The sequence below is a fragment of the Shinella sp. WSC3-e genome (genome assembly GCF_945994535.1).
Taxonomy (GTDB): domain Bacteria; phylum Pseudomonadota; class Alphaproteobacteria; order Rhizobiales; family Rhizobiaceae; genus Shinella; species Shinella yambaruensis.
In genome coordinates this window covers 4,288,760-4,314,418 of the sequence record NZ_OZ000530.1, presented here as the reverse complement: position 1 = coordinate 4,314,418, position 25,659 = coordinate 4,288,760, and the positions used below count along the sequence as shown (strand labels likewise).

The window sequence follows — 25,659 nt, the reverse complement described above, 5'->3', positions numbered from 1 at the left end:
TAGCCCGCGGATCCCAGGGTCATGATCGCCAAGAGATACAGACCGCTTGCCGCCGGCCTCGTGGCGAGCCTTGCCGGCGCGCTGGCGCTGTTCTTCCTTGGCGAGACGGCGCTGGAGCGGCAGCGCGAATTCTATTTCGATGCCCTGACCCAGGCGGTTCCGGCGGTCCAGAGCGACCGGATCGTCGTCGTCGACATCGACCGCAAGGCCTTCCAGAGCGCGCCGGAGCGAGACTGGACACGCACGCAGACGGCGGTGCTGATCGAACACCTGGCCGCCGCGAAACCGGCCGCGATCGCCTTCGACTTCGTCTTCAGCACCAATTGCGCCGCGGACGACCCCGCCAATGCAGCGCTGGCAAGCGCCATCGGCAAGACGACGACCATCTTGGGCTTCCTCATCGGCGAGACGTTCGACGGAGCGCCGCATCCCGTGCCCGCGCTGGCCCTGCAACAACCGGTCGACGTGCCGGAACTCTGGTTCATCGACGGCACGGAAAGCTCGTGCTCCTTCCTGCAGGACAAGGCCAAGGCGGCGGCCGCCGCCTTCCTCGTCGGCGACGAGGACGCGGTGGTCCGCCGGGTGCAGGCCTATGCGATCGTCGGCAATGCCGCCTATCCGGCGCTCGGCGTCGAGGCGGCGCGCCTTGCGGCCGGTGCGCGCACGCCGGTGCTCGGCGGCCGTCCGGCCTGGCTGCGCCATGATTCCCGCATCCTTCGGCTCGACGAGGACGGCAGCCTGCGCTTCGTGGCAAGCAGCGCCGGCACGATCGGCGCGCGGACCCTTTCGGCGGCGGATGTCGTCGCGGGTACGGTGCCGGCGGACCGGATCGCCGGCAAGGTCGTGCTGATCGGCAGCAGCCTGCCCAATCTCGGCGGGCTGCGCACCAGTGCCTCCATGCCGCTCGAACCGTCGGTGCAAATCCATGCCGACGTGGCGAACGCCATCCTGACCGATCATATCCCGACGCGCGACCTCGGCCTCCTGCCCGTCGAAGCGGGCTTCGCCTTCCTCGCCGGGGCGGCGGCGGCGCTGGCGGCGGCGCGGCTTCGCCCGCTCTTTGCCGCGCTCGCCGGCATCGGGCTCGTCGGCCTCGTCTTCGGCGCGTCGGTCCTGCTCTATGCGCGCACCGCGCTTCTCTCCGATGCGGGCGGCGTTTCGCTGATCGTCGCCACCGCGGCGCTCGTCACCGGCCTCCTGCAATTTGCCCATGTGCGCCGGGCCGAAGCGACGGCCCGCCAGCGCTTTGCGCAATACCTGCCGCAATCCGTCGTCGCCCGCTACATCGACAACCCGGATCTCGGCCGCGTCGCCGGCGAGGAACGGCAGGTGACGGCCCTGTTCACGGACATAGAGGGCTTTTCCGCGCTTGCCCAGAAGATCGGGCCGCATGATCTCGTCAAGCTGCTCGACATCTACTTTTCCGAGGTCAATGCCCTCGTTGCGCGGCATGGCGGCATGGTGGACAAGGTGGTGGGCGACGCCGTGCACGCGCTCTTCAACGCGCCCGACGATCTGGAGCGCCATGTCGACAAGGCGCTTGCCTGCGCAGACGAGATCCGTGCGCTGACGGAAGAGATGCGCCGCCGCCCCGCCTTCCTCGAAAAGGCGTTCGGGCGCACGCGCATCGGCGTCGAGACGGGCATGGCGGTGCTTGGGGAGGTGGGGACCGGCGGCAAGCTCGACTATACCGCCCATGGCGACGCCGTGAACCTTGCCGCCCGGCTGCAGGATGCCAACAAGTTCCTGGGGACCCAGATCTGCGTGGGGCCGCGCGCGGCCGGCGAAACCAGCCGCCCGCTGCGCGCCATCGGCAACCACGAAATCCGCGGCTTCGGCACGATGGAGCTGTTCACGCTCGATTGACGCCCGGGCCGGCGCGGGCGCATACCCGCCCTTCCCCCAATTTTACAGCCGCGTCAGCGGATCCCGACGCTCGCATAGGCCTCGCGGATGCGGGCCTCGCCCCATCGGGTGATCTCGCCCGGCGCGGCGCCCGCCGACGCGATCTCGACGCCCTCGCCGCGGCCGACCGGACGCGTGACGCCGCCGCCCGAGACCTCGACGAGACCGTGCTCGACGAAGACGGCGAAGACGCCGCGGCTCGGACCGGCGAAGAACTTGGTGCCGCGCACGCCGATCATGCCGAAGGCGGTGCGCATGGTGAGGTCGATCTTCGCAAGGCCTTCGGGCCGGTCGAAGACCATTTGCCCCGTGCCGAGCTCGATGACGCCGCCTTGGCCGGCGATAAAGGTGTCGATCAAGAGTTCCGTCTCACTGCCGAGCAGCAGGCTGGTGTCATCGCCGAGCTCCAGCGAGGCGAAGCTTTCCTTGCCGGTCTTGAGGAAATCATGGTCCATCAGGCTCGCGCCGGCCTTCAGGCCCTCGAGATGGTTCGCCTGCTTGCGGGTGACGTCGCCGGTGATCTCGACGGCCTTGCCGATCACGGCATTGGCCTGGGTGGCGCGGATGCCGATGCCCGTCAGGGCCAGCGCGCCGCCCGCTATGAAGAGCCTGCGGCTGAAGGAGACCGGACTGAAAGCGTTGAGCGTTCGCATGACATGCCTTTCGCGCGAGAACAAACCCGACGGAATGGAATTGAACCGATGCAGACCGTGCCGTCAACCGCGCACCGCCTGCCCTGCACCCCTTATGCGCCGCCCTGCCCGCTCCTTCTGTTCCCGCGGAAACAGCCGTCTTTCGCCCGTCCTCTAAGGTGCGGTCATCCAACGAAGGGAGACGGATCATGATCAAGCGATCCACAGGAATGAAGACGGCTGGCCGCGCCCTTTTCTTCGCGGTCCTTCTTGCAGGCGCCGCAGGCGGCGCCAGGGCCGATGTGCTTTCCATCGAAAACCGGTGCGACGCCAGCGCCGGCAGCCGCTACGACATGACGCGCAACACAACCTTCGCGCCGGTCGCGCTCGACGACATCGAGATCGGCCCGGCGCTTTCGGCCTGCCGCGAAGCCTACAATGCCGGCGGCGGGGCGCGCATGGCCTTCCAGCTTGCCCGGGCGCTGGAGCGCGCCGGCCAGGACCTCGAGGCCATGAAGCTCTATGCGGAGGCGGCCGCGCTCGGGCATACGGTGGCGATGGTGAACTACGGCGCCATGCTCGGCAAACGCGGCGATGCCGCCGCGGAATTCAGCCATTACAAGAAGGCTGCCGAACTGGGCGACCTGCTCGGCGCCTACAATCTCGCCGTCGCCTATCGCGACGGTATCGGCACGAAGATCGACGGCGCGGCGGCGGCCCGCTGGTTCGACAAGGCAGCCGCCGCCGGCGACGAGACCGCCGCCTTCAATCTCGGCGTGCTGCTCGACGACGGCAGCCTGATCGAGGAGGACAATGCACGGGCGGCGGCCTTCTACCGCCTCGCCGCCGAAGGCGGCAGCGTCGATGCGATGATCAATCTCGGCCTCATGCTGGAAGCCGGGGAAGGCATCTCGCAGGACCTTGCCGCGGCCGCCGGCTACTTCAAGCAGGCCGCCGACCGCGGCGACAGCTACGGCAAGCTGAAATTCGGCCTGATGCAGCAGAGCGGCACCGGCATCGTGAAGAATGTCGAGCAGGCGGTGACCAGCCTCGTCGCGGCCTTCGAGATGCGCGATGTCGATCTCGAGGTCATCCTACGCGACACGCCGGAAAAGCTCAGCGCCGACGCCCGCCTTGCCATCAAGCAGGTGCTTGCCGGACGCAAGCTGATTGCCGGCGCCGAGAATGCGGAGATCGACCCGATCACCCTCGGCGCCATCGAGAAGCACTACGCCGGAAACTAAGCCTTTCCTTGGGGAGGGATCAGCGAATCTCGCCCGCCTGCGGTCCCCAGGTGTCCGTCATCGCAAAGCCGTTCGCCAGCGGATCGGTCGGGTCGAGCGCGATCTGGTGGAGGCCGAATGTCCAGCCGCGGCCGGTGATGGTCGGGATGATGGCCTTGCGGCCGGCAACGACCGTTTCGGCCTCGAGCCCCACCTCGAATTCGGACCCGATGATCGAGCGCGAGCGGAACGTATCGCCCACCTTGGCAAGGCCGCGGGCATGCAGCGTTGCGAGGTTGGCCGAGTTGCCGGTGCCGCAGGGCGAGCGGTCGACGCGGCCGGGCCACATGGTGGTGGCGGTCCGCACCAGGCCATCCGGGTCGCGATCACGGAACATGACATAGGCGACGCCACTGATCTCCGGGATTTCCGGGTGCACCACCTTCATCGACGTGTTGATCAGGTCCTTCAGCGCCATGCCGGCGTCGACAAGCGCACGGGCATTGGCCTTCTCGATCTTCGTGCCGATCTGGTCGACATCGACGAGCGCATAGAAAATGCCGCCATAGGAGATGTCGAAGCGCACGCGGCCCCAGTGCGGCGTGTCGATTTCCACGTCGAGCTCCTGCACGAAGGACGGCACCATGGTGAGCCTGACCTTCTCGCAGCGCCCGTCGCGGCAGGTCGCCGTCGCCTTGACGAGGCCGGCGGCCGTGTCGAGCACCACCACCGTTTCCGGCTCCTTCATCTCGACGATGCCGGATTCCAAGAGCGCCGTGGTGACGCAGATCGAATTGGAACCGGAGGAGGCGTGCGCCTGGTCGGCCTGCAGGATGATGAAGCCGGCATCGGCTTCCGGCCGCTTGGCGGGAACCAGAAGGTTCACCGAACCGGTTGCGGCCGCGCGCGGCTCCAGGCACAGGAAGCGGCGCAGGCTGTCATCCACCGTGTTGATGTGGTGGAGCTGCTCGGCGATCGTGTTGCCGGGGATCTTCGGCACGCCGCCGATCGCCACCTTGCCGATCTCGCCTTCGCAATGAACGTCCAGCAGCTGGATCGTACGCTTCCATCTCATGTCGATATGCTCCGTCTGTGCCGGTCCGGCGGCGGTTTCCATCCCCGGGGCCATGGGCGGGGAACAGTTGTTTCATTCTTCTGATATATCAGATTGCTGCTCGTTCCAACTGCTTTTCATGCGACGGGTTTGCACGCTACGAAAAGCACCCGGGAGGAGATTGCCCATCCCGGACAATCCGTTCGCCACGAGGCCCTTTCATGACCAAGCTCATTGTCTTCACCGATCTGCACATGGTGCCCGAGGGCACGAAGATCATCGGCCTCGATCCCTATCAGCGCCTGCTTGCCGGCATCGAGCATGTCAACCGTCACCATGCCGACGCCGACCGGGTCATCTTCACCGGCGACCTGACGCACCGTGCCGACACGATGTCCTACCAGCGCCTGCGCGACCTGCTGTCGCTGCTCGTGCCGCCTGCCGCCATCACCATCGGCAACCACGACTATCGCGAGCGTTTCCTTGAGACCTTCGCCCATGTGGCGCCCGACGAGAACGGCTTCGTGCAACAGGTGGTCGACTTCGACGACTGCCGCGTGGTGCTGCTGGACACGCTCTTCGCTCCACCCTACGACTATCCGCGCAGCCATGCCGGCTACCTGTGCGAACGACGCCTCGCTTGGCTCGACCGGATGCTGGCGGGCGCGAACGGCCTTCCGGTCCTCCTCTTCATGCACCACCCGCCGCACAAGACGGGTTTTACCGGCATGGACGCGATCAGGCTCGGCAACGAGGACGCCTTCTACGACCTCGTGCTGAAACACGGCAATGTGCGCCACATCTTCGCCGGCCATGTGCACCGCACGATCGGCGGCTCGCATCGCGGCATTCCCTTCTCTATCTTCAAGAGCCCCGTCCACCAGCAGCCGATGCCCTTCGACACGCCGAACGCCTCGCTCTCGGTGGACGAGCCTGCCGCCTACGGCATCGTCGTGGTGACGGGCGAGGGCCTGCAGGTGCACCACGAGGACTACGAAATCGCGCGGCGCGATTCCGAGATCGCCTGAAGAGGCCGGTTAACGCGCGTTACACATCGTGATGCCCGATCCGCGTTCTGCGGGAACCGGGCAGGGCATCCCACGTTGTCTCCGCCGAAGGGGTGGGAAACCCAACTTTCGAAGGAGAAAGACATGCGCAAGATTCTCATGGCCGGTGCCGCGCTGGCACTCATCGGCGCCACGGTCGCCCATGCGGACGATGGCGACAAGGAAGTTCTCGGCGGCGCTGCGGGCGGTGCCGCCGGTGCCGCTGCGGGCGCCGTGGTCGGCGGCCCGGTCGGCGCCATCGTCGGGGGCGTCGTCGGCGTGGCGATCGGCGCGGAAGCCGCCGTTCCGGACGATGCCCGCGTCTATGTGATGGAAAACCCGACGCCGCCGGTCGTCCTGGACGGACAACTGACCGCCGACACGCGCTTCGACGACACCGTTACGCTGACGCCGATCCCCGATCATCCGGACCTCGCCTATGTCTATGTCGACAACCGCCCGGTGATCGTGCGCACGGACAGCCGCCAGGTCGTCTATGCGCCCGAGATCGAGACGACCGCCAGCATCTCGCCTGACATCCCGGAGACGACCATCACCTATGTCGAGCGCCACCCGCTGGAGCCCGTCGTGCTGGAAGGCCCGGTCGAGGCCGGCGTCGTGGTCCCGGACACCGTCCAGATCGTCGAAGTGCCGGAAAGCCCGACCTATGGCTACATCTATGTCGACGAACGTCCCGTTCTCGTCGACCGCAGCACCCGCGAGGTGATCTGGGTCCGCTGACCCCGCGGGATCATCGAGGAAGGGCGGCCCCTGCGGGGGCCGCCTTTTTACTGTCCGGTCGCCGTCACCGCGGTATCCTCGACCGAGCGGCCGAACCGCAGCCACTGGTCGTCGTAGTTCTTGCGTGTCACCGGATCGAAGACGGCGATGGGCGTGGAGACCGCGATGCTGGCGACGCTGCCCACCGTCTGCGCCGTGCCGAGCGCCACCGCACCGAGCCGGTCGCCGAGGCCGACCTCGGAATCGGTGACGGTCTGGCCGGCGATCAGCCGGTTGCCGATGAGCCGGACGACCTCCGGACTTTCAGCGAACTTCCCGTGGTTCAGGCTGTCGCCGGATTTCAGCGCCGTCAGGTCCAGCACGATGATGCCCTGCTTCTCCAGCATGCTGCGATAGGGTTCCTGGGACGGGTCGATCTGGCCGAGCCGGTCGACATTGCCGGAAATGCGCCGCGAGAGCGTCAGCGCCCGGTCGTCACGCGAAACGAAGAGCGTGAATTGCGGGCGCTCCGCGCCGATGGCGCGCAGCTGCTGGCCGAAGACGTCCACGTCGAGGTCGGGCGAGGCGAGGATGACCTGCTGGATCTTCTTCGGCACGCGCCCGTCGCGGATCGCCATCTGGCGCAGCGTCTCCACCGCAAGCCAGGTGCCCATGGAATGGGCCATGATGGTGATCTCGCCGACCTCCGGCGTGTCGACCGCCGCCCGCAGCAGCTCCTCCAGCGCATCGCGCGAATAGTTCGTGCTTTCCTTGTCGTAGGAATAATCGAAGATGCTGGCGCGCGAGGGCCAGGTGAAGATGACGGGCGCGGCGTCGGTCTTCGAATCGTGCACGATCTGCGCGAAGCGGTAGACGGCATCCTCATAGCGGTTGTTGAAGCCGTGCACGAAGACGAGCACGCGACGGCTTTTCGGCAGGTGCCCGTCGAGCCAGGCGCGGCCGGCCTTCGCGCTGTCGATCGGCGTCACGCTGACGGTGGAGAAATCCTTCATCGGATCGGCCGGCAGCTTTTCCGGCCATTGCACCTGCCCCACCTTGCGCTTGCCGTCCGGCGGAATGGAGACGGTGATGTCGCGCATGACGAGCTCGGAGCCGCGCTCGCCGGAAAACAGCACGCCCGGCTGTTGCGAGGGCGCGCGGGTGGTGGCGACCAGGAGGTCGACCGTGGAGACGCCCGCCGGCGTTTCGCCGCTCGGCACGAGCACGCCCTCCGGCCGGCCGGCGCAACCTGCAAGGGCAAGCAGTCCGGCGAAGATCACGCGACGCAATACGCGCGGCATTTCGCGGTTCATCATGCCCCGCTTCCTTCCGCTTTCAAGGTTTCGCCGGTGCATGCCTCGCACCGTTCATCCCTGCTTAGCCGAGCGGCGGGCGGTTTTGAAGAGAGCCCGAAGGCAAGGACCGCCACGGAGCGCCTCGCGTGGCATATCGGTCACGCGAACAGCAATGCCGGGAGAGAGCCGAGGACGGCCAGGTTCGACCGCGGAGCGGCCGGCAGATCGTCTTTATGGATTGGAAAGAATGGCGCACCCGAAGAGATTCGAACTCCTGACCCCCAGATTCGTAGTCTGGTGCTCTATCCAGCTGAGCTACGGGTGCGCTGGCAGTGGCGGGTCTGTTGCCCGGCTGCGAGGCGGTTCTCTAAAGGGTCCTCCGGTCTATTGCAAGCGTCTTTCGCAGAAATAATGTACTTTTTTCATCGGGCCGTCACACGGGGAGCGGCAGAGGCCCGGATTACGAGGCGCGGTGGCGGAAGGCGTCGAGGGGGACGGGGCGGTCCGGCAGCTCGATGCGGAACAGCGTGCCCGGCGTCGGCTTTTCCACCAGCGCGATGGTGCCGCCATGGGCGAGCACGAGCTCGCGGGCGATCGCAAGGCCAAGGCCCGTGCCGCCCGAGCGGACGGAGCCGCGGAAGGCGGCAAAGAGGTTTTCGCGCGCCTTTGCGGGCATGCCGGGGCCGTTGTCGTCGATGGCGATGGACACGACGCTGCCGGTGCGAAGCCCCGTGACGAGCACGGTGCGCCGCTCCGCGCCGCTGTCCTGCGACAGCGCCTCGACGGCGTTGCGGCACAGATTGTGGATGACGCGGAAGAGCTGCTCGCTGTCGGCATCGACCTGCAGGCCCGGCTCGACCTGCGCGACGAAATCGATGTCGCTGCGCGAATCGAGCGCCAGCACCTCGGAAACCTCCTGAACCAGCGGGCGCAGCGCGACGAAGCGGCGGCGCGGCTCCGGCTCGCGCATCCGGCCGTAGGAGAGCACCTCGTTGGTATAGCCCACCGCCCGGTCGATGCTGCGCAGGAGCTTCGGCGCGACACGCTTGACCACGGGGTCGTCGACGTCGGACAGGCGGTCGGACATCAGCTGGGCCGAGGAGAGGATGTTGCGCATGTCGTGGTTGATCTTCGACACGGCAAGTCCGAGATCGGCGAGGTTCTTCTGCTCCTTCAGCGTGCGTTGCAGCGTCTGCTGCATGGCGGCGAGATGGATGCCGGCGACGGCGATCTCGTCGCGCCCGCCGGACGGCTCCAGCACGCGCGCCGGGTTCGACGGGTCGGCGGCGAATTCCTGGATATTCGCGGTCATGCGGCGGATCGGGCGGATCAGCAGGCGGTTGAGCGCGAAGAAGATGGGGCTCGCCGTGACCACGGAGATGATCATGGACAGGATGAAGACGTTGCGCGCATAGCCCAGCATGGCGCGGCGCAGTGCCCGCTCGTCGAGCAGCAGCTCGATGCGCGTGCTCGATTCGCCGACCGGGCCGAAGACGCGGATGACGCGGTCGCCGCCGAAGAGCAGCGTGTCGAAGGCGTCGTAGACGGCGGTCAGCGTCGAGACGTCGGAAAGATCGTATTGCGCGTCGATGCTCGGCGGCATGTCGACGGCGGCGACCATGCGGGAGGCGTCCTCCCGCTTCAGGATGATCGCCTTGGTGCCGGTTGCCATCAGCGTCTCTTCCTGTACGGCGCGCGGCAGCTCGTGGTCCGGCAGGCCCTCGATGACGACGCTGGCGGCCGCCGCGGTGTTCAGGCGGTCGCGCAGCCATTGCAGGCGCATGTTGGCGACCGACGGCACGAAGATCAGCACTTCGGCGATCAGGACGAAGATGGCCGTGACCAGGAGGAGCCGCCCCGACAGGCCGGACAGGAAGCCGACCGCCGGCACCGGCTTCTCGGTCAAGGACGGCACCCCGTCTCTGTCCACCATCTTTCAACTCCTCGGCAGGCCGCGTCGCGACCGGGGATCGGCGACGTATTCCTGCCAATCATAGGAGATTGCGGCAAATTTTCCAACGGCGCCGCGGGAACGGCAAAAACGCAGCGATCCCGCGACCGCCGCGCCGAAGGCCGGAATCCGGCTACGAAATGCCGCAGCGCCCCATGCGCGCCCCTCAGGGCGCGGGGGCGGCGATCAGAATTCCTCCCAGTTCTCCTGGGCGGCCGCCGCCGTGGCAGCGCCGCGATTGCCGCCGAAGGCGCGGGCGACATTGCCGATCATGCGGCGGGCGGGCGATTCGACCGGCCGGGTCTCGGCGCGCACGGCCGCCACGCGCTGCACGGCATCGCCGGTACGGAAGCGGGCGACGAGATCGGCCAGGCTGTCGGCCTCGCCCTTCAGCTTGTGCGTGGCGGCCGAGGTCTCCTCGACCATCGCGGCATTGTGCTGGGTGACCTGGTCCATCTGGTTGATGGCCGTGCTGACCTCCTGGAGGCCCGTCGCCTGTTCGCGGGCCGCGGTAGCGATCGCATGGATGCGGTCGTTGATCGTGACGACGCGGTTTTCGATGTCGGAGAGGGCCGCGCCCGTCTCCTGCACATATTTGACGCCGACGGAGACTTCGTCACCCGACTTGGTGATGAGGCCCTTGATGTCCTTGGCGGCGCTGGCGGCGCGCTGGGCGAGCTCGCGCACTTCCTGCGCGACGACGGCAAAGCCCTTGCCCGCCTCGCCGGCACGCGCGGCCTCGACGCCGGCATTGAGCGCGAGAAGGTTGGTCTGGAAAGCGATCTCGTCGATGACGGAGATGATCTGGCTGATCTCGTTCGAGGCCTGCTCGATGCGGCTCATCGCACCGATCGCATTGCGCACGATGTCGCCGGACTGTTTGGCGCTCTGCGTCGCCTCGCCGACCATGGTCGTCGCCTCGTTCGCCCGCTCCGTCGAGTTCTTGACGGCGGCGGTGATCTCCTCGAGGGCGGCGGAGGTCTCCTCCAGCGCGGCGGCCTGCTGCTCGGTGCGCTTGGAAAGGTCGTCGGAGGCGGTGCGCAGCTCGCCGGAATTGGCGTTGATCGCATCCGTCGAGGCGCGTACCTCGCGCATGGTGCGCTGGAGGGTGGCGAGCGTCGCGTTGACGTTCTGCTGCAATTCGGCGAAGGCGCCGCGGAAGGTGCCGTCCATGGTCTGCGTCAGGTCGCCCTCGGCGAGCGCGCCGATGACGCGGCGGGTTTCGGCAATGCCCTCCTCCACGCCGGCGACCAGTTCGTTGACGCTGCGGGCGAAGCGGTTGAGGTCCTCGTTGTGGTAGTCCTTGTCGATGCGCGAGGAGAAGTCGCCCGCCGCCGCGGCATGCACCACGGTGGCGATCGAGGATTGCAGGTCGGCACTCTTCTCGCGCAGGATCTCCTCCTGGGCGTTGAGATCGCGCACGGTGATGGCATTCTGGCGGAAGATGGCGACGGCGGCGGCCATCTCGCCGATCTCGTCCTTGCGTCCGGTATAGGGCACTTCCGTGTCGAGATCGCCACCGGCAAGACGGTTCATCGTCTCGGTCACGTTCTGGATCGGACGGCTGAGCTCGTTGGTCGCGATATAGAAGGCAACGCCGCCGCCGAGCGCGAGGCCGACGCCGACCGTGCCGAGCACGAGCATCAGCATGAGGGTTTCGAAGGCGGCGACATCGGCCTTGATCGCGGTGAGGTTCTCGTTGTCCGTCTGGACGACGGCGTCGATCTCCTGCTGGAAGGCCTTGCGGTTGGCGCGGTTGCCCTCGTTGTTGCCCTGTTCGTTGGCCGCGGCGATGGAGACGCTCGTGCCGAGGCGGGCCGTTTCCATGCGGAAGGTGCGGAATTCTGCGGCGCGCGCCACCACGGCGTCGAACGCGGCCTTCTGTGCCTCCGGCACGATGGGGCGCCATTCGCTCAGCGTCTTGTCGATGCCGTCGAGCTCCTTGGCGATGCCCTCGGCAAATTTCGCGGCGCCCTCCATGTCCTTGGAGGCATAGATGCCGCGGGATTCCATGACGACGGCGGTGACCTGGCGGTTCAGGTGTTCGCCGAGGAAGGCGCGGTCGGCGGCGTTCTCATACTGGCGGAGCTTGTCGCTGTATTCCGACACCACATGGACGGCGATCCCGCCGATGAGGACGGAGATGAGGCCCATCAAGCCCACGATGAGATAGATTTTGCCGCGTATCTTCACGTCACACTCCAAGAAGGATGGATGGCAAGAGGGCCCCACCCGCTTCGCCTTGGGAAGGAAGGTAAACGCTAAAAGTTAATTAGACTTTGATACAACCGCCCAAACATTGGGCGCATTTGCAATCGCTAATGCACCGGGGCGGGAAGGAAGCCTGGAAATCCGGGAAACCCGCCTCACGTTACGTGACCAAAACATGACAAAGCACAATTCAGGTGCAACTTCTAGGCGTTATCCCGTTAACCATTGTGACAGTCGCGCACGGCGCCGCGTCCGCAATTGACTTTCGACCGTTTTTGCCCTTATAAGCCGCGCACGTCCGGAAAGCCTGGCTTCCCGCGAGGGCAAGCCTATGCCGGACTTCAACGCTCCTTGCGTAACGCAAACCCAAGAAGGGCCGCACACCGCGGTATTAAATAAATGTCGAAGCGTACCTACCAACCCTCCAAGCTTGTTCGCAAGCGTCGTCACGGTTTCCGCGCCCGCATGGCAACGAAGGGCGGCCGCAAGGTCCTGTCCGCACGTCGCGCCCGCGGCCGCGCACGTCTCTCGGCCTAAGGCCGTGCCTGCCCGAACAGAGGCGACGGGCATATGACGAAAACTGTTGAGAAACCTGCTGTCGGACGGCTGAAAAGCCGTCCGCAGTTTCTTTTTGTGCGCGAGGGCGAGAAACGCAAGGGACCGCTGTTCCTTCTCGAAGTGCGCGACCGGCAGATGCCGGACGAAGCGCCCCGCGTCGGCTTCACCGTTACCAAGAAGCACGGCAACGCCGTGGAACGCAATCGCATGCGCCGGCGCCTGAAAGAGGCGGTGCGGCTATCGGCCGGGTTTGCAATGGAGCCCGGACACGACTATGTGGTTGTCGCCAGACGGGACGTGTTGAGCGCCCCCTTCAAAACCCTTGAAGCCCGTCTCAACGACAGGATCGCGACGGTCAAGAAACAGAAGCAGCAGCAGCGCCCTGCTGCTCCCGGGAAAGAGTGATGGAAAAAAACCGCAATTATTTCGTGGCGATCGCGCTGTCCGTGCTGATCCTCGTGGCCTGGCAGTTCCTTTATGTGAACCCCAAGCTGGAAAAGGACCGCGCCGCGCTCGAGGCGCAGCAGGCCGCCCAGAGCCAGCAGACCACCACCTCCGGCGGCACGACGACGACCGCGACCGGCACGAGCGGCACGCTGCCGGGCAGCACGGCGGCAACCACCACGACCGAGACGCGCGAGACGGCGCTTGCCAAGTCCGCCCGCATCGAGATCGACACGCCGTCGCTTTCCGGCTCCATCAGCCTGACGGGCGCCCGCTTCGACGACCTGAAGCTGAAGGAATTCCACGAGACCGTCGACAAGACGAGCCCGATCATCACGCTGCTCAGCCCCGCCGAGACCGAACACGGCTATTTTGCCGAAATCGGCTATGTCGGCAGCGAGGCGACCGGCCAGGTCCCCGGCCCGCAGACCGTGTGGACGCAGGACGGCACCGGCAAGCTGACGCAGACCACCCCGGTCAAGCTGACTTATACCAACGACAAGAACGTCACCTTCACGCGCACGATCGCGGTCGACGAACACTACATGTTCACGATCACCGACAGCATCGAGAACCGCACGGATGCGGTGATCGCGCTTTCGCCCTATGGCCGCTCGACGCGCTTCTTCAAGCCGACGGATCCGTCCGTCTACGTGCTGCACGAAGGCTTCATCGGCGTGCTCGGCGATCTCGGCCTGCACGAGGTGAAGTATAGCGAGACCGAGGAAGACACGACGGTCGCGCCCGGCAAGGCGACCGGCGGCTGGCTCGGCATCACCGACAAGTACTGGGCGACGGCCCTCGTGCCGCCGCAGGCGACGCCCTACGAGACACGCTTCTCCTACTTCCAGGACGGCCGGCCGCGCTACCAGGCGGACTACCGCCAGGACGACGTCACCATCGCGCCCGGCCAGTCGATCGAGGTCAAGAACCTCTTCTTCGGCGGCGCCAAGGAAGTGCCGATCATCGACCAGTACGAGGCGTCCTACTCCATCCCGCGCTTCGACCTGATGATCGACTGGGGCTGGTTCTGGTTCTTCACCAAGCCGATGTTCCAGATGATGGACTTCTTCTTCCGCTATTTCGGCAATTTCGGCATCGCGATCCTGATCACCACGATCGTCGTCAAGGGCCTGTTCTTCCCGCTTGCCAACAAGCAGTACGCCTCCATGGCGAACATGAAGAAGATGCAGCCGAAGATGGAGGAGCTGAAGGCCAAGCACGGCGACGACCGCATGGCGCTGCAGCAGGCCATGATGCAGCTCTACAAGGAGGAGAAGATCAATCCGCTCGCGGGCTGCTGGCCGATCCTCCTGCAGATCCCGGTCTTCTTCGCGCTCTACAAGGTGATCTACGTCACCATCGAGATGCGCCATGCGCCGTTCTTCGGCTGGATCCAGGACCTCTCGGCGCCCGATCCGACGTCGCTGTTCAACCTGTTCGGCCTGCTGCCCTACGACGTGCCGCACTTCCTTCTGATCGGCGTCTGGCCCATCATCATGGGCATCACCATGTTCCTGCAGATGCGCATGAACCCGACACCGCCGGACCCGACCCAGGCGATGATCTTCACCTGGATGCCGCTGATCTTCACCTTCATGCTGGCGACCTTCCCGGCCGGCCTCGTCATCTACTGGGCCTGGAACAACCTGCTCTCGATCATCCAGCAGGGCATCATCATGAAGCGCCACGGCGTGAAGATCGAGCTCTTCGACAATCTGAAGGGATTGTTCGGAAAGAAAGCCGGATCATCCTGACGACCGCCTCGACGAACTCCAAGGAAACCCCGGCCTCGCGCCGGGGTTTCTTTTTGCCGATTTTTCCGCAAGGCCCGCTTGCGACATCGCCCCGTCGCTGGCATGGAAGCGGTGCGGGCGCATCCCTGTCATGCTCCCGGCGATCCCTTTGTCTTCATGCAAGCCCGAACGCAAGACCGCTTCTCGCCCTTTTGCCGGACTTGCCCTTGCGAGCCCACCATGTCCGCTTCCACGCTTCCGCTCACCCCCACGCTTCCGGAGAGACGGGGGCAGGGCTATGGCGCCGCCCTCGTGCTCGGCTCGGCCGTCGTCTGGAGCTTCGGCGGCACGCTGGCGCGCTTTCTGGCCATCGAGGACGGCTGGACCGTCGTCTTCTGGCGCTCGCTCTTTGCCGCCCTCTTCCTGCTCGGCTTCATGCTGCTGCGTGACGGCCCGCGCGGCACCGTGCAGCTGTTCAGGGGCATGGGTCTTGCCGGCATCGCGGTGGGGCTGTGCTTTGCCACCGCCTCCACATCCTTCATCCTCGCGCTCGCCTATACGACCGTCGCCAATGTCGTGCTGATCCAGGCCGGCGTGCCGCTGATCGCCGCGCTGATGGCCTGGCTGCTCTTCCGCGAGAGGATCGCCCTCCACACCTGGGTCGCCATCGCGGCGGTGATCGGCGGCGTTGCCATCATGGTCTCGGAATCGCTCGGCGGCAGCGTCTCGATGATGGGCGATGCGCTCGCCCTGCTGATCGCCTTCGCCTTCGCCACCGCGACGATCATCACCCGGCGCTTCGCCCATGTGCGCATGACGCCCGCCGTCTTCTTCGGCACGCTCGTCGCCTGCGCGGTGGCGGCAAGCCAGGCCTCCGGCTTTGCCGTGAGCGGCCAGGAACTCGGCATTCTCATCGTCTTCGGCGCGCTCAATTTCGGCCTCGGCCTCGCCCTCTTCGTCACCGGCGCCCGCCTCGTCCCCTCGGCGCTCGCCGCCCTGCTCGGCACGGCGGAGACGGTTCTGGCGCCGCTCTGGGTGGCGGTCATCCATGGCGAAGTGCCGGGCGCTCGCACCGTCATAGGCGGCATCATCGTGCTGGCGGCGCTCCTGTGCTATCTCGGCGTCGAGCTCTGGCGGCAGCGGCGCGCTTGACTTTCGCGGCCAAAACCGGGAAGCCGGGGGCTGGACAACAAGGGCGCGATTTATGACCGAGACGACGTCGCCGGACGACAAGCCGCTGTTCGGCAGGCCGTGGATCTTCATCCGCGGCGTGCCGGCGATGAAATTCCTGCCGCCGGAAGGCCCGCCGGAGATCGCCTTCGCCGGGCGTTCGAACGTCGGCAAGTCCTCGCTGATCAATGCGCTGGTCGGCCACAAGGGCCTGGCACGCACATCCAACACGCCCGGCCGCACGCAGGAGCTCAACTATTTCGTCCCGGACGGGTTTTCCGGCGCCGAGGACGACCTGCCGCCGATGGCGCTCGTCGACATGCCCGGCTACGGTTATGCCCAGGCGCCGAAGGAACAGGTCGACGCCTGGACCAAGCTCGTCTTCGACTACCTGCGCGGCCGCTCGACGCTGAAGCGCGTCTATGTGCTGGTCGACAGCCGCCACGGCATCAAGAAGAACGACGAGGAGGTTTTCGCCCTGCTCGACAAGGCGGCCGTCTCCTACCAGATCGTGCTGACCAAGACCGACAAGATCAAGGATGCCGGCGTGCCGCGCCTCGTCGGCGAAACCCTTGAGAAGATCGCCAAGCGTCCGGCCGCCTATCCGGAAGTGCTGGCCACATCCTCGGAGAAGGGCCGCGGGCTCGACGACCTGCGCAACGCCATCATCGCGGCCATCGCCCGATAGGGCTCAATCGAACCGGACGGCACCGGACGCAAGAACGGGGCCGGTCGCCTTGCCGCCGGGCGAACCGCCGAAGGGTTCCGCGCTGACGGAGAGCGTCGCGCCCTGGACGAGCCGGCCACGCAGTTCCCCCGGCACGGTGAGCGTGCCCTCGCCGGTCTGCGGCAGCACGCCGAGCGAGACGGGCGCCCTGCCCTCCTGCGTCAGCCACAGTTCGAGCGACTTGTCCTTGCCGCCGCCGGCGACCGGCGTCACCTTGAGCGAGCCGCTCGCCTCGTCATAGCGCGCGACGAGATCGATCGCGGCGCCCTCTCCCGCCAGGTCCGCGACGAGGCGCCCGCCGCTCACCGGGCGTGGAGCGATGAGCGCGCTGATCAGCAGGGCAAGGCCCGCCGCAACGGCGAAGGAGGCAAGGGCGAGCGCCCGCCAGAAGGCGAGCGAACCCCAGCAGCCGCCCGCGACCCTGCCGGAGAAGGCGGCATCCCGTGGTGCCGCGCCGAGCAGGCGCTGCTCCATGGGGGAGCGGGCACGCGGCGGCAGGTGCAGCGCCTCGTAGTCGTCCTCGAAGGTGGCAAGGTTCTCTTCCCAGCGATTGACGATGGCGGCGAACTGACGGTCCTTGACGAGCCGCGCCTCGACCTTGCGGCGGTCCTCGGCGGAAAGCACCCCGAGCACATATTCGCCGGCGATCACCTCGTCGCGGCGGGGGTCTCTCATCTCTCGGTCGGGCGCCGTCATCGGCTCATGCACTCCCTCTGGTTTCGGCAGCGTCGGGGCGAGGAACGGGCCTCCGGCCCTATATAGGCATTCCCGAGCGCTTTTGCTCATGCAAATGCGCAAGCGCGCCATCATATTCCCCATCGCCCTTTCCCGCCACCGATCTTGCGCCCCCGACGGGCCTTGCCCGTCTTTTTCAAGGCCCCGGCAGCAATATGGCGGGCGGATCATTCCATCGTCACGAAACATGCGTTAAACAGGCGCCCACCCATTCCCAAGAGGCCGCCATGTCCCTATCCGAAAGCGAAACCCAAGCCCGCCTTCTCGCGCAAGCCCTGCCCTTCATGCAGCGCTACGAGAACAAGACCATCGTGGTGAAATATGGCGGCCACGCCATGGGCAATGCGGAACTGGGCAAGGCTTTCGCGAGCGATATCGCGCTGCTCAAGCAGTCGGGCGTCAACCCGATCGTGGTGCATGGCGGCGGCCCGCAGATCGGCGCGATGCTGACCAAGATGGGCATCGAATCGAAATTCGAGGGGGGCCTGCGCGTCACCGACCAGAAGACGGTCGAGATCGTCGAGATGGTGCTCGCCGGCTCGATCAACAAGGAGATCGTCGCGCTCATCAACCAGACGGGCGAATGGGCGATCGGCCTGTGCGGCAAGGACGGCAACATGGTCTTCGCCGAAAAGGCCAAGAAGACCGTCGTCGATCCGGACAGCAATATCGAGCGCATCCTCGATCTCGGCTTCGTCGGCGAGGTGGTCGAGGTCGACCGCACGCTGATCGACCTGCTCGCCAAATCCGAGATGATCCCGGTCATCGCCCCGGTCGCCCCCGGCCGCGACGGCCACACCTACAACATCAACGCCGACACCTTCGCCGGTGCCATCGCCGGCGCGCTCAACGCGACGCGCCTGCTCTTCCTCACCGACGTGCCGGGCGTGCTCGACAAGAACGGCCAGCTCATCAAGGAACTCTCGGTCGCCGAGGCCCGCGCCCTCATCAAGGACGGCACGATCTCCGGCGGCATGATCCCGAAGGTCGAGACCTGCATCGACGCCATCAAGGCCGGCGTGCAGGGCGTCGTCATCCTCAACGGCAAGACCGCCCATTCGGTGTTGCTGGAAATCTTCACCGAGCACGGCGCCGGCACGCTGATCGTGCCCTGACGCTTCTGCCGGCGACGCCAAGCCGCCGGCCCCTCACCAGAAGAGCAGGCCCAGAATGCCGCAGACGATGAGCAGGCAGCCGACGACTTCCGTGCGGTTGACCCGCTCGTGGAAGAGGAAATACGAGGCCATGAAGGTGAAGACCAGCTCGATCTGGCCGAGCGCGCGCACATAGGCGACCTGCTGGAGGCTCATCGCCGTGAACCAGCAGGCCGAACCCAGCACCCCGGCAATGCCGACCAGCGCGGACGAGCGCCAGCTTCTCAAGACCTCGACGATTTCCCGCTTGTCCTTCCAGGCCATCCAGACCAGCATGAAAGCGGTCTGGAAAGTGGTGACGCAGGCGAGCGTCACCGCAGCGTTCATGATCGGCCCCGGCCCGTCGAGCGAGAGGGACGCGCTGCGATAGGCGACGGCCGAGACGCCGAAGACCGCGCCGGAGGCGATGCCGATCAGGGCGGTGCGGCTCGTCAGGGCAGCGACGGTGTTGCGCCAGGAGAGCGGCGCGCGGGCGACGGAAATCAGCATCACGCCGATGACGCCGACGACGATGGCGATGACCGCGCCGAAGGTGATGCGCTCGCCGAGCAGCACGAAACCGAAGATCGCCGCCTGCACCGGCTCCGTCTTGGAATAGGCGGTTCCCACGGCGAAATTCCGAAGCGAGAACAGATAGACGAGCAGCATGGTGGCGAATATCTGGGCCAGCCCCCCGATGACGGCCCAGAAGGCAAAGGTCCAGTTCAGCGAGGGGAAGGCGAGGCCGACGATGCGGTTCAGCACCAGCACGTAGAGGATCGCCAGCGGAAAGCCGTAGCCGAAGCGCACGAAGCTCGCACCGCGCGTGCCGAGCTTGCCCTGAAGATGCTTCTGCAGGGCCGAGCGCAGGTTCTGCAGGAAGGCGGCGGCGATGGTGATGGGGATCCAGAGTTCCATGCCCTGCCGCTAGCACGCGGGCCGGGCCAAATCCATCGCCGGCGCCAGCCTCCCATGGAAAATTCCGTTTCCCTCCGCGCAGGCGCATGCCATAAGACGCTGCATGACCGATCTTCCGAACAAAGCCGATTTCAGCCATGTGCGTGACTGGGTCTTCGACCTCGACAACACGCTCTATCCGCACCATGTCGATCTCTTCGCCCAGATCGACAAGAACATGACGGCTTACGTCTCGGCCCTGCTCGGCCTGTCGCGCGAGGAAGCGCGCGCCCTGCAGAAGCAGTATTATTTCGACCACGGAACGACGCTCAAGGGCCTGATGATCCATCACGCCATCGACCCAGTGGACTTCCTCGAAAAGGCGCATGCGATCAACTATGACGTGCTGTCGCCCGACCTGCCCCTCGGCGAGGCGATCCAGGCGCTGCCGGGCCGCAAGTTCATCTTCACCAACGGCAGCGTCAAGCATGCCGAGATGGCGGCGAGGGCCCTCGGCATCTTCCACCATTTCGACGACGTCTTCGATATCGTGGCGGCCGAATACGTGCCGAAGCCGGCCGGCGCGACCTATGACAAGTTCATGGCGCTGCACCGGGTCGACACGAAGCAGGCCGTGATGTTCGAGGACCTGCCGCGCAACCTCATCGTGCCGAAGACGCTCGGCATGAAGACCGTGCTGCTCACCCCGCGCGACGAGGGTCACGAATTCACCGATGCCTGGGAGAAACGCACGGAGGACGACAAGCATATCGATTATGCGACCTCGAACCTGACGGCTTTCCTCAACGCGCTGCTCTAGGCAAGAGCCGACACATTCCCGACACGGAAAAAACCCTTTTCCGTCAAAAGCTTGAATTACCAATTTGTAACTGGTGCCGGCCGGCATTCCCCCTATCCTGCCTCCCCAAGGGACGATGATGGATGAAAGGAATGACCATGGCTAAAAAGGAACTTCTCCTCGGCGCCGTCGCCGCCGGCCTTCTGCTTTCGGGCGTCGCCGCCCCCGCCTTCGCCGAGGGCGAGGGCCGGCACGGACCGCGCCATGCCGCGATGATCGAGCGCCTCGACGCGAACAAGGACGGCAAGGTCTCGCTCGACGAGTTCAAGACCAACATCTCCGCCGCCTTCAAGACCTTCGATGCCGACGGCGACGGCCAGGTGACGAAGGACGAGATCAAGGCCCGCCACGACGCGTTCCGCGATGCCCGCAAGGCCGTGCGTGACGCCGCCGATGCAGACAAGGACAAGGCACGCGAGGCGTTGCGGGCCGCCGGCCCCTTCATGCTGCCGGGCGCCGGCCGCATGTTCGACCGTGCCGACACCGACAGGAACGGCACGCTTTCCGAAGCGGAAGTGCTTGCCTCGGCGGAGAAGATCTTCGAACGGCGCGACAGCAACAAGGACGGCGCGATCGACACGGCCGATGCCCGCCCCCATAAGGGCAAGGGTCACCACGGCAAGGGTGGCGAGGAACGGGACGAGCGCATGCTGAAGCGCCTCGATGCCAACAGCGACGGCAAGGTCTCGCAGGAGGAGCTGCTGCAGCGCGCCTCGGAAACCTTCCAGCGCTTCGACGCCGACAAGAACGGCGAGGTGACGAAGGCCGAAGTCGACGCCAGGCGCGAGGCCTTCCGAGACGCCCGCAAGGCCTTCCGCGAAGTGAAGGCGACGGATGGCGAGGCGAAGGCGGCCGCCCGCGAGGCGCTGCGCGAAGCCCGGATCGACCGCATGGGCGGCCGCATGTTCGAGCGGGCGGATGCCGACAAGAACGGCACGCTGACCAAGGCGGAAATGGAAACCGCCGCCGCCGCGATGTTCAAGCAGCGCGACAGGAACGGCGACGGCTTCATCACCGCCGACGAGATGGGCAGGCGCCACAAGTAAGCGCCGCGTCGAATGCGGAACGCCCCGGTCGATGCCGGGGCGTTTTATTGAGGAGCGGCACCGGAAGGCCCCGGCCACGATTCCGGCCAGGCCTCTCAAGCGAGCGCGGCTGCCGCCTGCTCGGCCTCCAGCTTCTCGTAAAACTTCACGATGATGTCCCAGGCCTCGTCGGCCGTCTCGACGAACTGCATCAGCTCGACATCGCCGGGCGCGATCGTCCCGAAGGCGGCAAGCGCGTCGAAATCGATGATCCTGCGCCAGAATTCCTTGCCGAACAGGATGAGCGGCACCAGCGCCATGCGGCCCGTCTGCATCAGCGTCACCGTCTCGAACAGTTCGTCGAGCGTGCCGAAGCCGCCCGGAAACACCGTCACGGCCTTGGCGCGCAGCAGGAAATGCATCTTGCGGATGGCGAAATAGTGGAAGTTGAAGCTGAGCTCCGGCGTCACATAGGGGTTCGGCGCCTGCTCGTGCGGCAGCACGATGTTGAGGCCGATCGACGGCGCGCCGACATCGGCCGCCCCGCGGTTGCCCGCCTCCATGACGCCCGGCCCGCCGCCGGTGACGACGACATATTCCTTGAAGCCGAGTTCCGCCGACTTCTCCGAGCACTTGCGCGCGAATTTGCGGGCCTCGTCGTAATAGACCGAGGCGGCCTCGAGATTGAGGCGCTGCGTCTCGTTGCGCGCCGCCCAGGCCTCCTGGCCGGGGGCGGGAATGCGCGCGCCGCCGAACATCACGACGGTCGACTTGATGCCGCGCTCGGCAAGCATCATCTCGACTTTCAGAAGCTCCAGCTGCAGGCGCACCGGGCGCAGCTCCTCGCGGCAGAGGAAATCGTCGTCGACATAGGCAAGCCGGTAGGCCGGATGGGCCGACTGCGGCGTCTGCGGCACGACGGCGGCGCGGTGCTTGTCCTGCGCGCTGTCGGCCAACGGATCCCACACGCCGTCCTTGCGGCGCAGATTCTTCTTCTTCAGTCTTGCCATGTCATTTTCCTGCTTGCTGGCCCGCTTTCCGGCCCCACGGGATTACCATTGCGCCCGTGCGACAGTATCTGCCGGAAAGGGGCTTCATCTTTTCCGGCACTTGCTCTAGAGCATTTTGCAGATTGATGAAATCAACCTTCCGGCATCCCGACAATCGAAAATAAGCCTCGAAGTTTAAGGAATTCCGATGAGCCTGTCCGACCTCGCCACCCTTTCCGCCACCATCGAGCGCGCCTTCGAGGAACGGGACGGCATCAACACCGGAACGCGCGGCGAAGTGCGCGATGCGGTGGAGACGTCCCTCAACCTGCTCGACAGCGGAAAAGTGCGCGTCGCCCAGCGCGGCGAGGACGGCACCTGGACGGTGAACCAGTGGCTGAAGAAGGCCGTTCTCCTGTCCTTCCGCCTCAACCCGATGGAGATCGTCAAGGGCGGCCCGGGCGACTCGTCCTGGTGGGACAAGGTGCCCTCCAAGTTCGACGGCTGGAGCGTCAACGAATTCGAGAAGGCCGGCTTCCGCGCCGTGCCGAACTGCGTGGTGCGCCGCTCGGCCTATATCGCGCCGAACGCCATCCTGATGCCCTCCTTCGTCAATCTCGGCGCCTATGTCGGCGAGGGCACGATGGTCGACACCTGGGCGACGGTGGGCTCCTGCGCGCAGATCGGCAAGCATGTGCATCTTTCCGGCGGCGTCGGCATCGGCGGCGTGCTGGAGCCGATGCAGGCCGGACCGACGATCATCGAGGACAATTGCTTCATCGGCGCCCGCTCGGAAGTCGTCGAAGGCTGCATCGTGCGCGAGGGCTCCGTGCTCGGCATGGGCGTCTTCATCGGCAAGTCGACCAAGATCGTCGACCGTGCGACAGGCGAGGTGACCTATGGCGAGGTGCCGCCCTATTCCGTCGTCGTCGCCGGCTCCATGCCGTCGGACAAGACCATGCCGAACGGCCTGCCGGCGCCGGGGCTCTACTGCGCCGTCATCGTCAAGCGTGTCGACGCGCAGACCCGCTCGAAGACCGGCATCAACGAACTGCTCCGGGATTGAGCCATGGCAGTCGTGGAAGAGCAGAGGCCGAGCCTCGCCTGGCTCTTCTTCGGCTGGTCCGGCCGGGTCAGCCGGGTGCCCTTCGCGCTCGGCTGGGCCTTCTGGCTGATGCTGCTTTCGGCCGCGCTCGCCCGCATCATCATCGTGCCGGAGGAGGATCCCTCCTTCCTCTTCTGGTCCTTCGTCTTCGTCGGCGTGGCGCTCGTCTCCACGGTGTCCTCCGTCCTCCTGACGGTCAAGCGGCTGCACGACATGAACCTGCCGCTGCCGCTGATCATCTGCCTGTTCATCCCGGCCATCTCCTTCTTCGCGCTCTTCGCCTTCATGGTCTGGCCGGGCACGAACGGGCCGAACGACTACGGCCGCCTGCCCAACCGCCCGAAAGACTGAGAGGCGCGCGCTTCGGCCGCGCGTGACAGCGCACGGCCGATCGGCTAAATCTCGATTCTCCTTCCTCCCTTTCGTGCCGTGACCGCATGTCCATGACCTCCGCCGATCCGATCGCCAATCTTGCAACACTCATCCGCTGCCCCTCCGTCACCCCTGCCGAGGGCGGGGCGCTGACGGCGCTCGCCGCCATGCTGGCGCCGCTCGGCTTCACAGTGGAGCGCATGACGGCGCGCGAGCCCGGCATGCCCGACATCGAGAACCTCTATGCCCGCATCGGCACCGAGGGGCCGCACCTGATGTTCGCCGGCCACACGGATGTCGTGCCCGTCGGCAATGAGGCGGCCTGGACGCATGCGCCCTTCGGCGCCGAGGTCGCCGGCGGCGAGATGTTCGGCCGCGGCGCGGTCGACATGAAGGGCGGCATCGCCTGCTTCGTCGCGGCCGTCGCGCGCCAGATCGCGAAGAACGGTCCGCCGGAGGGTTCGCTCTCCTTCCTCATCACCGGCGACGAGGAAGGCCCGGCCGTCAACGGCACGATCAAGCTGCTGCAATGGGCCGCAGAGCGCGGCGAACGCTGGGATGCCTGCCTCGTCGGCGAGCCGACGAACCCGGACCAGCTCGGCGACATGATCAAGATCGGCCGGCGCGGCTCCGTCTCCGGCACGATCACGGTACATGGCGTGCAGGGCCATGCCGCCTATCCGCACCTCGCCGACAATGCCGTGCGCGGCGTGATCGCGCTTACCGATGCCCTGATGCATCCGCCGTTCGACGTCGGCACGGAAAATTTCCAGCCATCGAATCTGGAGGTAACGACGATCGATGTCGGCAACCCCGCGACGAATGTCGTGCCGGCACAGGCGATCGCCCGCTTCAACATCCGCTTCAACGACAGCTGGACGGCCGAGACCGTGATGGCCGAGATCGTGCGCCGGCTCGATGCCGCCGCGCGCGACGAAAGGCTGCGGCCGGGCCGCCCGCCGCTCCGCTACGACATCGCCTGGGCCGAGCGGCCGAGCCACGTCTTCCTCACCCGCAACGACCGGCTGATCGCCTCGCTGTCGGGCGCCGTCGAAGCCGTAACCGGACGCGCGCCAAAGCTGTCGACGACCGGGGGCACCTCCGATGCCCGCTTCATCAAGGACTACTGCCCGGTCGTGGAGTTCGGCCTCGTCGGGCAGACCATGCACATGGTCGACGAGCGGGTGGCGATCGCCGATCTCGAGACGCTGACCGTGATCTACGAGACCTTCCTCCAGCGCTGGTTCGGCGATGCCCGGGCTTGACGAGGTCCTGCACTATCTCACCGGCGTCTTCCTGCTCGTGCGGCAGAAGCAGGAGGGGTTCGGCTGGCTGGACCTGACGATGCGCGGGCTTGTCCGCTCCTTCTGGGCCTTCGCCTGGTGCCTTCCCGCCTTTGCCGTCATCTGGGCATCCTGGCGGCTGTATTTTCTCGGCAGCATGCCGGCGGGAACGCCGGCCGGCCTCTCCTTCTTCGTCAAGCTCCTGGTGATCGACGTGGCGGGCTGGCTGCTGCCGCTCGTGCTTCTGGCGGCGCTCGCGCGTCCGCTCGGCTACGGCAAGCATGTTGCGACCGTGGTGACGGCGAGCAACTGGATCGCCGTGCCCTTTGCCTATGCCGCGGCGATCCCCTTCGCGCTGACGCTGGTCCTGCCCACGAGCGCGCCCTTTGCCGGCCTGCTGCTCTATGCGGTCTTCGGCGCCAGCGTCGTGCTGCAGTTCCGCCTCGTGTGGATGTGCGTCGGCAGACAGACGCTGCTCGCCTCGGCCATGACGGCGATCTACGTGCTGCCGCCGATGATCGTCGGGCAGCAATTGCAGCAGCTCCTCGGCACGTTGCCGGGCTGATGCGCCTTTCGCCCTCCGGGCCGC

The 25,659-nt window shown here is 66.2% G+C and carries 24 protein-coding genes and 1 tRNA gene; 16 read left to right on the top strand and 9 right to left on the bottom strand.

Going from position 1 to position 25,659, the window contains the following annotated elements:
• Nucleotides 1–24: 24 nt before the first annotated feature.
• Nucleotides 25–1,866, top strand: a complete 1,842-nt coding sequence (locus tag AABF56_RS21150) for a CHASE2 domain-containing protein (RefSeq protein WP_443021140.1) — start codon at nt 25–27, stop codon at nt 1,864–1,866.
• A 53-nt stretch (nt 1,867–1,919) separates the two neighbouring features.
• On the opposite strand, the gene AABF56_RS21145 is transcribed toward AABF56_RS21150, so the two are convergent.
• Nucleotides 1,920–2,558 (bottom strand): FecR family protein, encoded by a 639-nt coding sequence (locus AABF56_RS21145; protein ID WP_244767295.1) that lies wholly within the window; start codon nt 2,556–2,558, stop codon nt 1,920–1,922.
• A 188-nt stretch (nt 2,559–2,746) separates the two neighbouring features.
• On the opposite strand from AABF56_RS21145, the gene AABF56_RS21140 reads away from it, so the two are divergent.
• The gene (locus AABF56_RS21140; protein WP_272804256.1) at nt 2,747–3,781 is read left to right on the top strand and encodes a tetratricopeptide repeat protein; all 1,035 of its coding nucleotides are present in this window, start codon (nt 2,747–2,749) and stop codon (nt 3,779–3,781) included.
• A 19-nt stretch (nt 3,782–3,800) separates the two neighbouring features.
• Here AABF56_RS21140 and AABF56_RS21135 read toward each other — a convergent pair whose 3' ends face one another.
• Entirely contained in the window at nt 3,801–4,835 is a 1,035-nt protein-coding gene (locus AABF56_RS21135) for a proline racemase family protein (protein ID WP_272804255.1), read from the bottom strand.
• Nucleotides 4,836–5,035: 200 nt separating this feature from the next.
• Here AABF56_RS21135 and spdA point away from each other — a divergent pair, with 200 nt between their 5' ends.
• Nucleotides 5,036–5,842 carry a 2', 3'cyclic nucleotide phosphodiesterase SpdA gene (gene spdA / locus AABF56_RS21130; protein WP_272804254.1) on the top strand — a complete coding sequence of 269 codons (807 nt, stop codon included), beginning with the start codon at nt 5,036–5,038 and terminating at the stop codon, nt 5,840–5,842.
• A gap of 123 nt (nt 5,843–5,965) precedes the next feature.
• Nucleotides 5,966–6,601 (top strand): DUF1236 domain-containing protein, encoded by a 636-nt coding sequence (locus AABF56_RS21125; RefSeq protein ID WP_272804253.1) that lies wholly within the window; start codon nt 5,966–5,968, stop codon nt 6,599–6,601.
• A gap of 47 nt (nt 6,602–6,648) precedes the next feature.
• On the opposite strand, the gene AABF56_RS21120 is transcribed toward AABF56_RS21125, so the two are convergent.
• From AABF56_RS21120 to AABF56_RS21105, 4 genes are all read right to left on the bottom strand, one after another.
• Nucleotides 6,649–7,896 carry an alpha/beta hydrolase gene (locus AABF56_RS21120; protein ID WP_244767290.1) on the bottom strand — a complete coding sequence of 416 codons (1,248 nt, stop codon included), beginning with the start codon at nt 7,894–7,896 and terminating at the stop codon, nt 6,649–6,651.
• Between the two features lie 227 nt (nt 7,897–8,123).
• Nucleotides 8,124–8,200 (bottom strand) — tRNA-Arg (locus AABF56_RS21115).
• Nucleotides 8,201–8,335: 135 nt separating this feature from the next.
• Complete coding sequence (locus tag AABF56_RS21110; RefSeq protein ID WP_244767289.1) at nt 8,336–9,808, bottom strand: sensor histidine kinase; 1,473 nt, start codon at nt 9,806–9,808, stop codon at nt 8,336–8,338.
• Between the two features lie 204 nt (nt 9,809–10,012).
• Nucleotides 10,013–12,019 carry a methyl-accepting chemotaxis protein gene (locus tag AABF56_RS21105; RefSeq protein WP_244767288.1) on the bottom strand — a complete coding sequence of 669 codons (2,007 nt, stop codon included), beginning with the start codon at nt 12,017–12,019 and terminating at the stop codon, nt 10,013–10,015.
• A 417-nt stretch (nt 12,020–12,436) separates the two neighbouring features.
• On the opposite strand from AABF56_RS21105, the gene rpmH reads away from it, so the two are divergent.
• From rpmH to yihA, 5 genes are all read left to right on the top strand, one after another.
• Nucleotides 12,437–12,574 (top strand): 50S ribosomal protein L34, encoded by a 138-nt coding sequence (gene rpmH / locus AABF56_RS21100; RefSeq protein ID WP_037405882.1) that lies wholly within the window; start codon nt 12,437–12,439, stop codon nt 12,572–12,574.
• 33 nt (nt 12,575–12,607) lie between these two features.
• The gene (rnpA, locus tag AABF56_RS21095; protein WP_244767287.1) at nt 12,608–13,000 is read left to right on the top strand and encodes a ribonuclease P protein component; all 393 of its coding nucleotides are present in this window, start codon (nt 12,608–12,610) and stop codon (nt 12,998–13,000) included.
• Entirely contained in the window at nt 13,000–14,796 is a 1,797-nt protein-coding gene (gene yidC, locus AABF56_RS21090) for a membrane protein insertase YidC (RefSeq protein WP_272804252.1), read from the top strand. Before rnpA ends, yidC begins: the two co-directional genes overlap by 1 nt.
• A 219-nt stretch (nt 14,797–15,015) precedes the next feature.
• Nucleotides 15,016–15,927 (top strand): DMT family transporter, encoded by a 912-nt coding sequence (locus tag AABF56_RS21085; RefSeq protein ID WP_272804251.1) that lies wholly within the window; start codon nt 15,016–15,018, stop codon nt 15,925–15,927.
• A 52-nt stretch (nt 15,928–15,979) separates the two neighbouring features.
• Nucleotides 15,980–16,633, top strand: a complete 654-nt coding sequence (yihA, locus tag AABF56_RS21080) for a ribosome biogenesis GTP-binding protein YihA/YsxC (protein ID WP_244767284.1) — start codon at nt 15,980–15,982, stop codon at nt 16,631–16,633.
• Nucleotides 16,634–16,636: 3 nt separating this feature from the next.
• On the opposite strand, the gene AABF56_RS21075 is transcribed toward yihA, so the two are convergent.
• Nucleotides 16,637–17,347 carry an anti-sigma factor gene (locus AABF56_RS21075; RefSeq protein ID WP_336314364.1) on the bottom strand — a complete coding sequence of 237 codons (711 nt, stop codon included), beginning with the start codon at nt 17,345–17,347 and terminating at the stop codon, nt 16,637–16,639.
• A gap of 287 nt (nt 17,348–17,634) precedes the next feature.
• Between AABF56_RS21075 and argB the strand changes: the two genes are divergently transcribed.
• A complete protein-coding gene (argB, locus tag AABF56_RS21070) occupies nt 17,635–18,522 on the top strand; it encodes an acetylglutamate kinase (protein ID WP_272804249.1) in 888 nt (295 codons plus the stop codon).
• A 33-nt stretch (nt 18,523–18,555) separates the two neighbouring features.
• Here argB and AABF56_RS21065 read toward each other — a convergent pair whose 3' ends face one another.
• Nucleotides 18,556–19,458: a DMT family transporter gene (locus AABF56_RS21065; protein ID WP_272804248.1), complete on the bottom strand. Its 903-nt coding sequence runs from the start codon at nt 19,456–19,458 to the stop codon at nt 18,556–18,558.
• A 103-nt stretch (nt 19,459–19,561) separates the two neighbouring features.
• Between AABF56_RS21065 and AABF56_RS21060 the strand changes: the two genes are divergently transcribed.
• Nucleotides 19,562–20,257, top strand: coding sequence for a pyrimidine 5'-nucleotidase (locus tag AABF56_RS21060; RefSeq protein WP_244767280.1), 696 nt, complete (start codon nt 19,562–19,564; stop codon nt 20,255–20,257).
• A gap of 137 nt (nt 20,258–20,394) precedes the next feature.
• The gene (locus tag AABF56_RS21055) at nt 20,395–21,342 is read left to right on the top strand and encodes an EF-hand domain-containing protein (RefSeq protein WP_272804247.1); all 948 of its coding nucleotides are present in this window, start codon (nt 20,395–20,397) and stop codon (nt 21,340–21,342) included.
• A gap of 95 nt (nt 21,343–21,437) precedes the next feature.
• Here AABF56_RS21055 and AABF56_RS21050 read toward each other — a convergent pair whose 3' ends face one another.
• Nucleotides 21,438–22,331, bottom strand: coding sequence for an LOG family protein (locus AABF56_RS21050; protein ID WP_244767278.1), 894 nt, complete (start codon nt 22,329–22,331; stop codon nt 21,438–21,440).
• A gap of 187 nt (nt 22,332–22,518) precedes the next feature.
• On the opposite strand from AABF56_RS21050, the gene dapD reads away from it, so the two are divergent.
• From dapD to AABF56_RS21030, 4 genes are all read left to right on the top strand, one after another.
• Nucleotides 22,519–23,376, top strand: a complete 858-nt coding sequence (gene dapD, locus AABF56_RS21045; protein WP_244767277.1) for a 2,3,4,5-tetrahydropyridine-2,6-dicarboxylate N-succinyltransferase — start codon at nt 22,519–22,521, stop codon at nt 23,374–23,376.
• 3 nt (nt 23,377–23,379) lie between these two features.
• Nucleotides 23,380–23,766 carry a DUF805 domain-containing protein gene (locus tag AABF56_RS21040; RefSeq protein ID WP_244767276.1) on the top strand — a complete coding sequence of 129 codons (387 nt, stop codon included), beginning with the start codon at nt 23,380–23,382 and terminating at the stop codon, nt 23,764–23,766.
• Nucleotides 23,767–23,858: 92 nt separating this feature from the next.
• Nucleotides 23,859–25,052: a succinyl-diaminopimelate desuccinylase gene (dapE, locus tag AABF56_RS21035; RefSeq protein ID WP_272807389.1), complete on the top strand. Its 1,194-nt coding sequence runs from the start codon at nt 23,859–23,861 to the stop codon at nt 25,050–25,052.
• Nucleotides 25,039–25,635: a hypothetical protein gene (locus AABF56_RS21030; protein WP_244767275.1), complete on the top strand. Its 597-nt coding sequence runs from the start codon at nt 25,039–25,041 to the stop codon at nt 25,633–25,635. The genes dapE and AABF56_RS21030 overlap by 14 nt, the downstream gene beginning before the upstream one ends.
• The last annotated feature ends 24 nt before the right edge of the window (nt 25,636–25,659 follow it).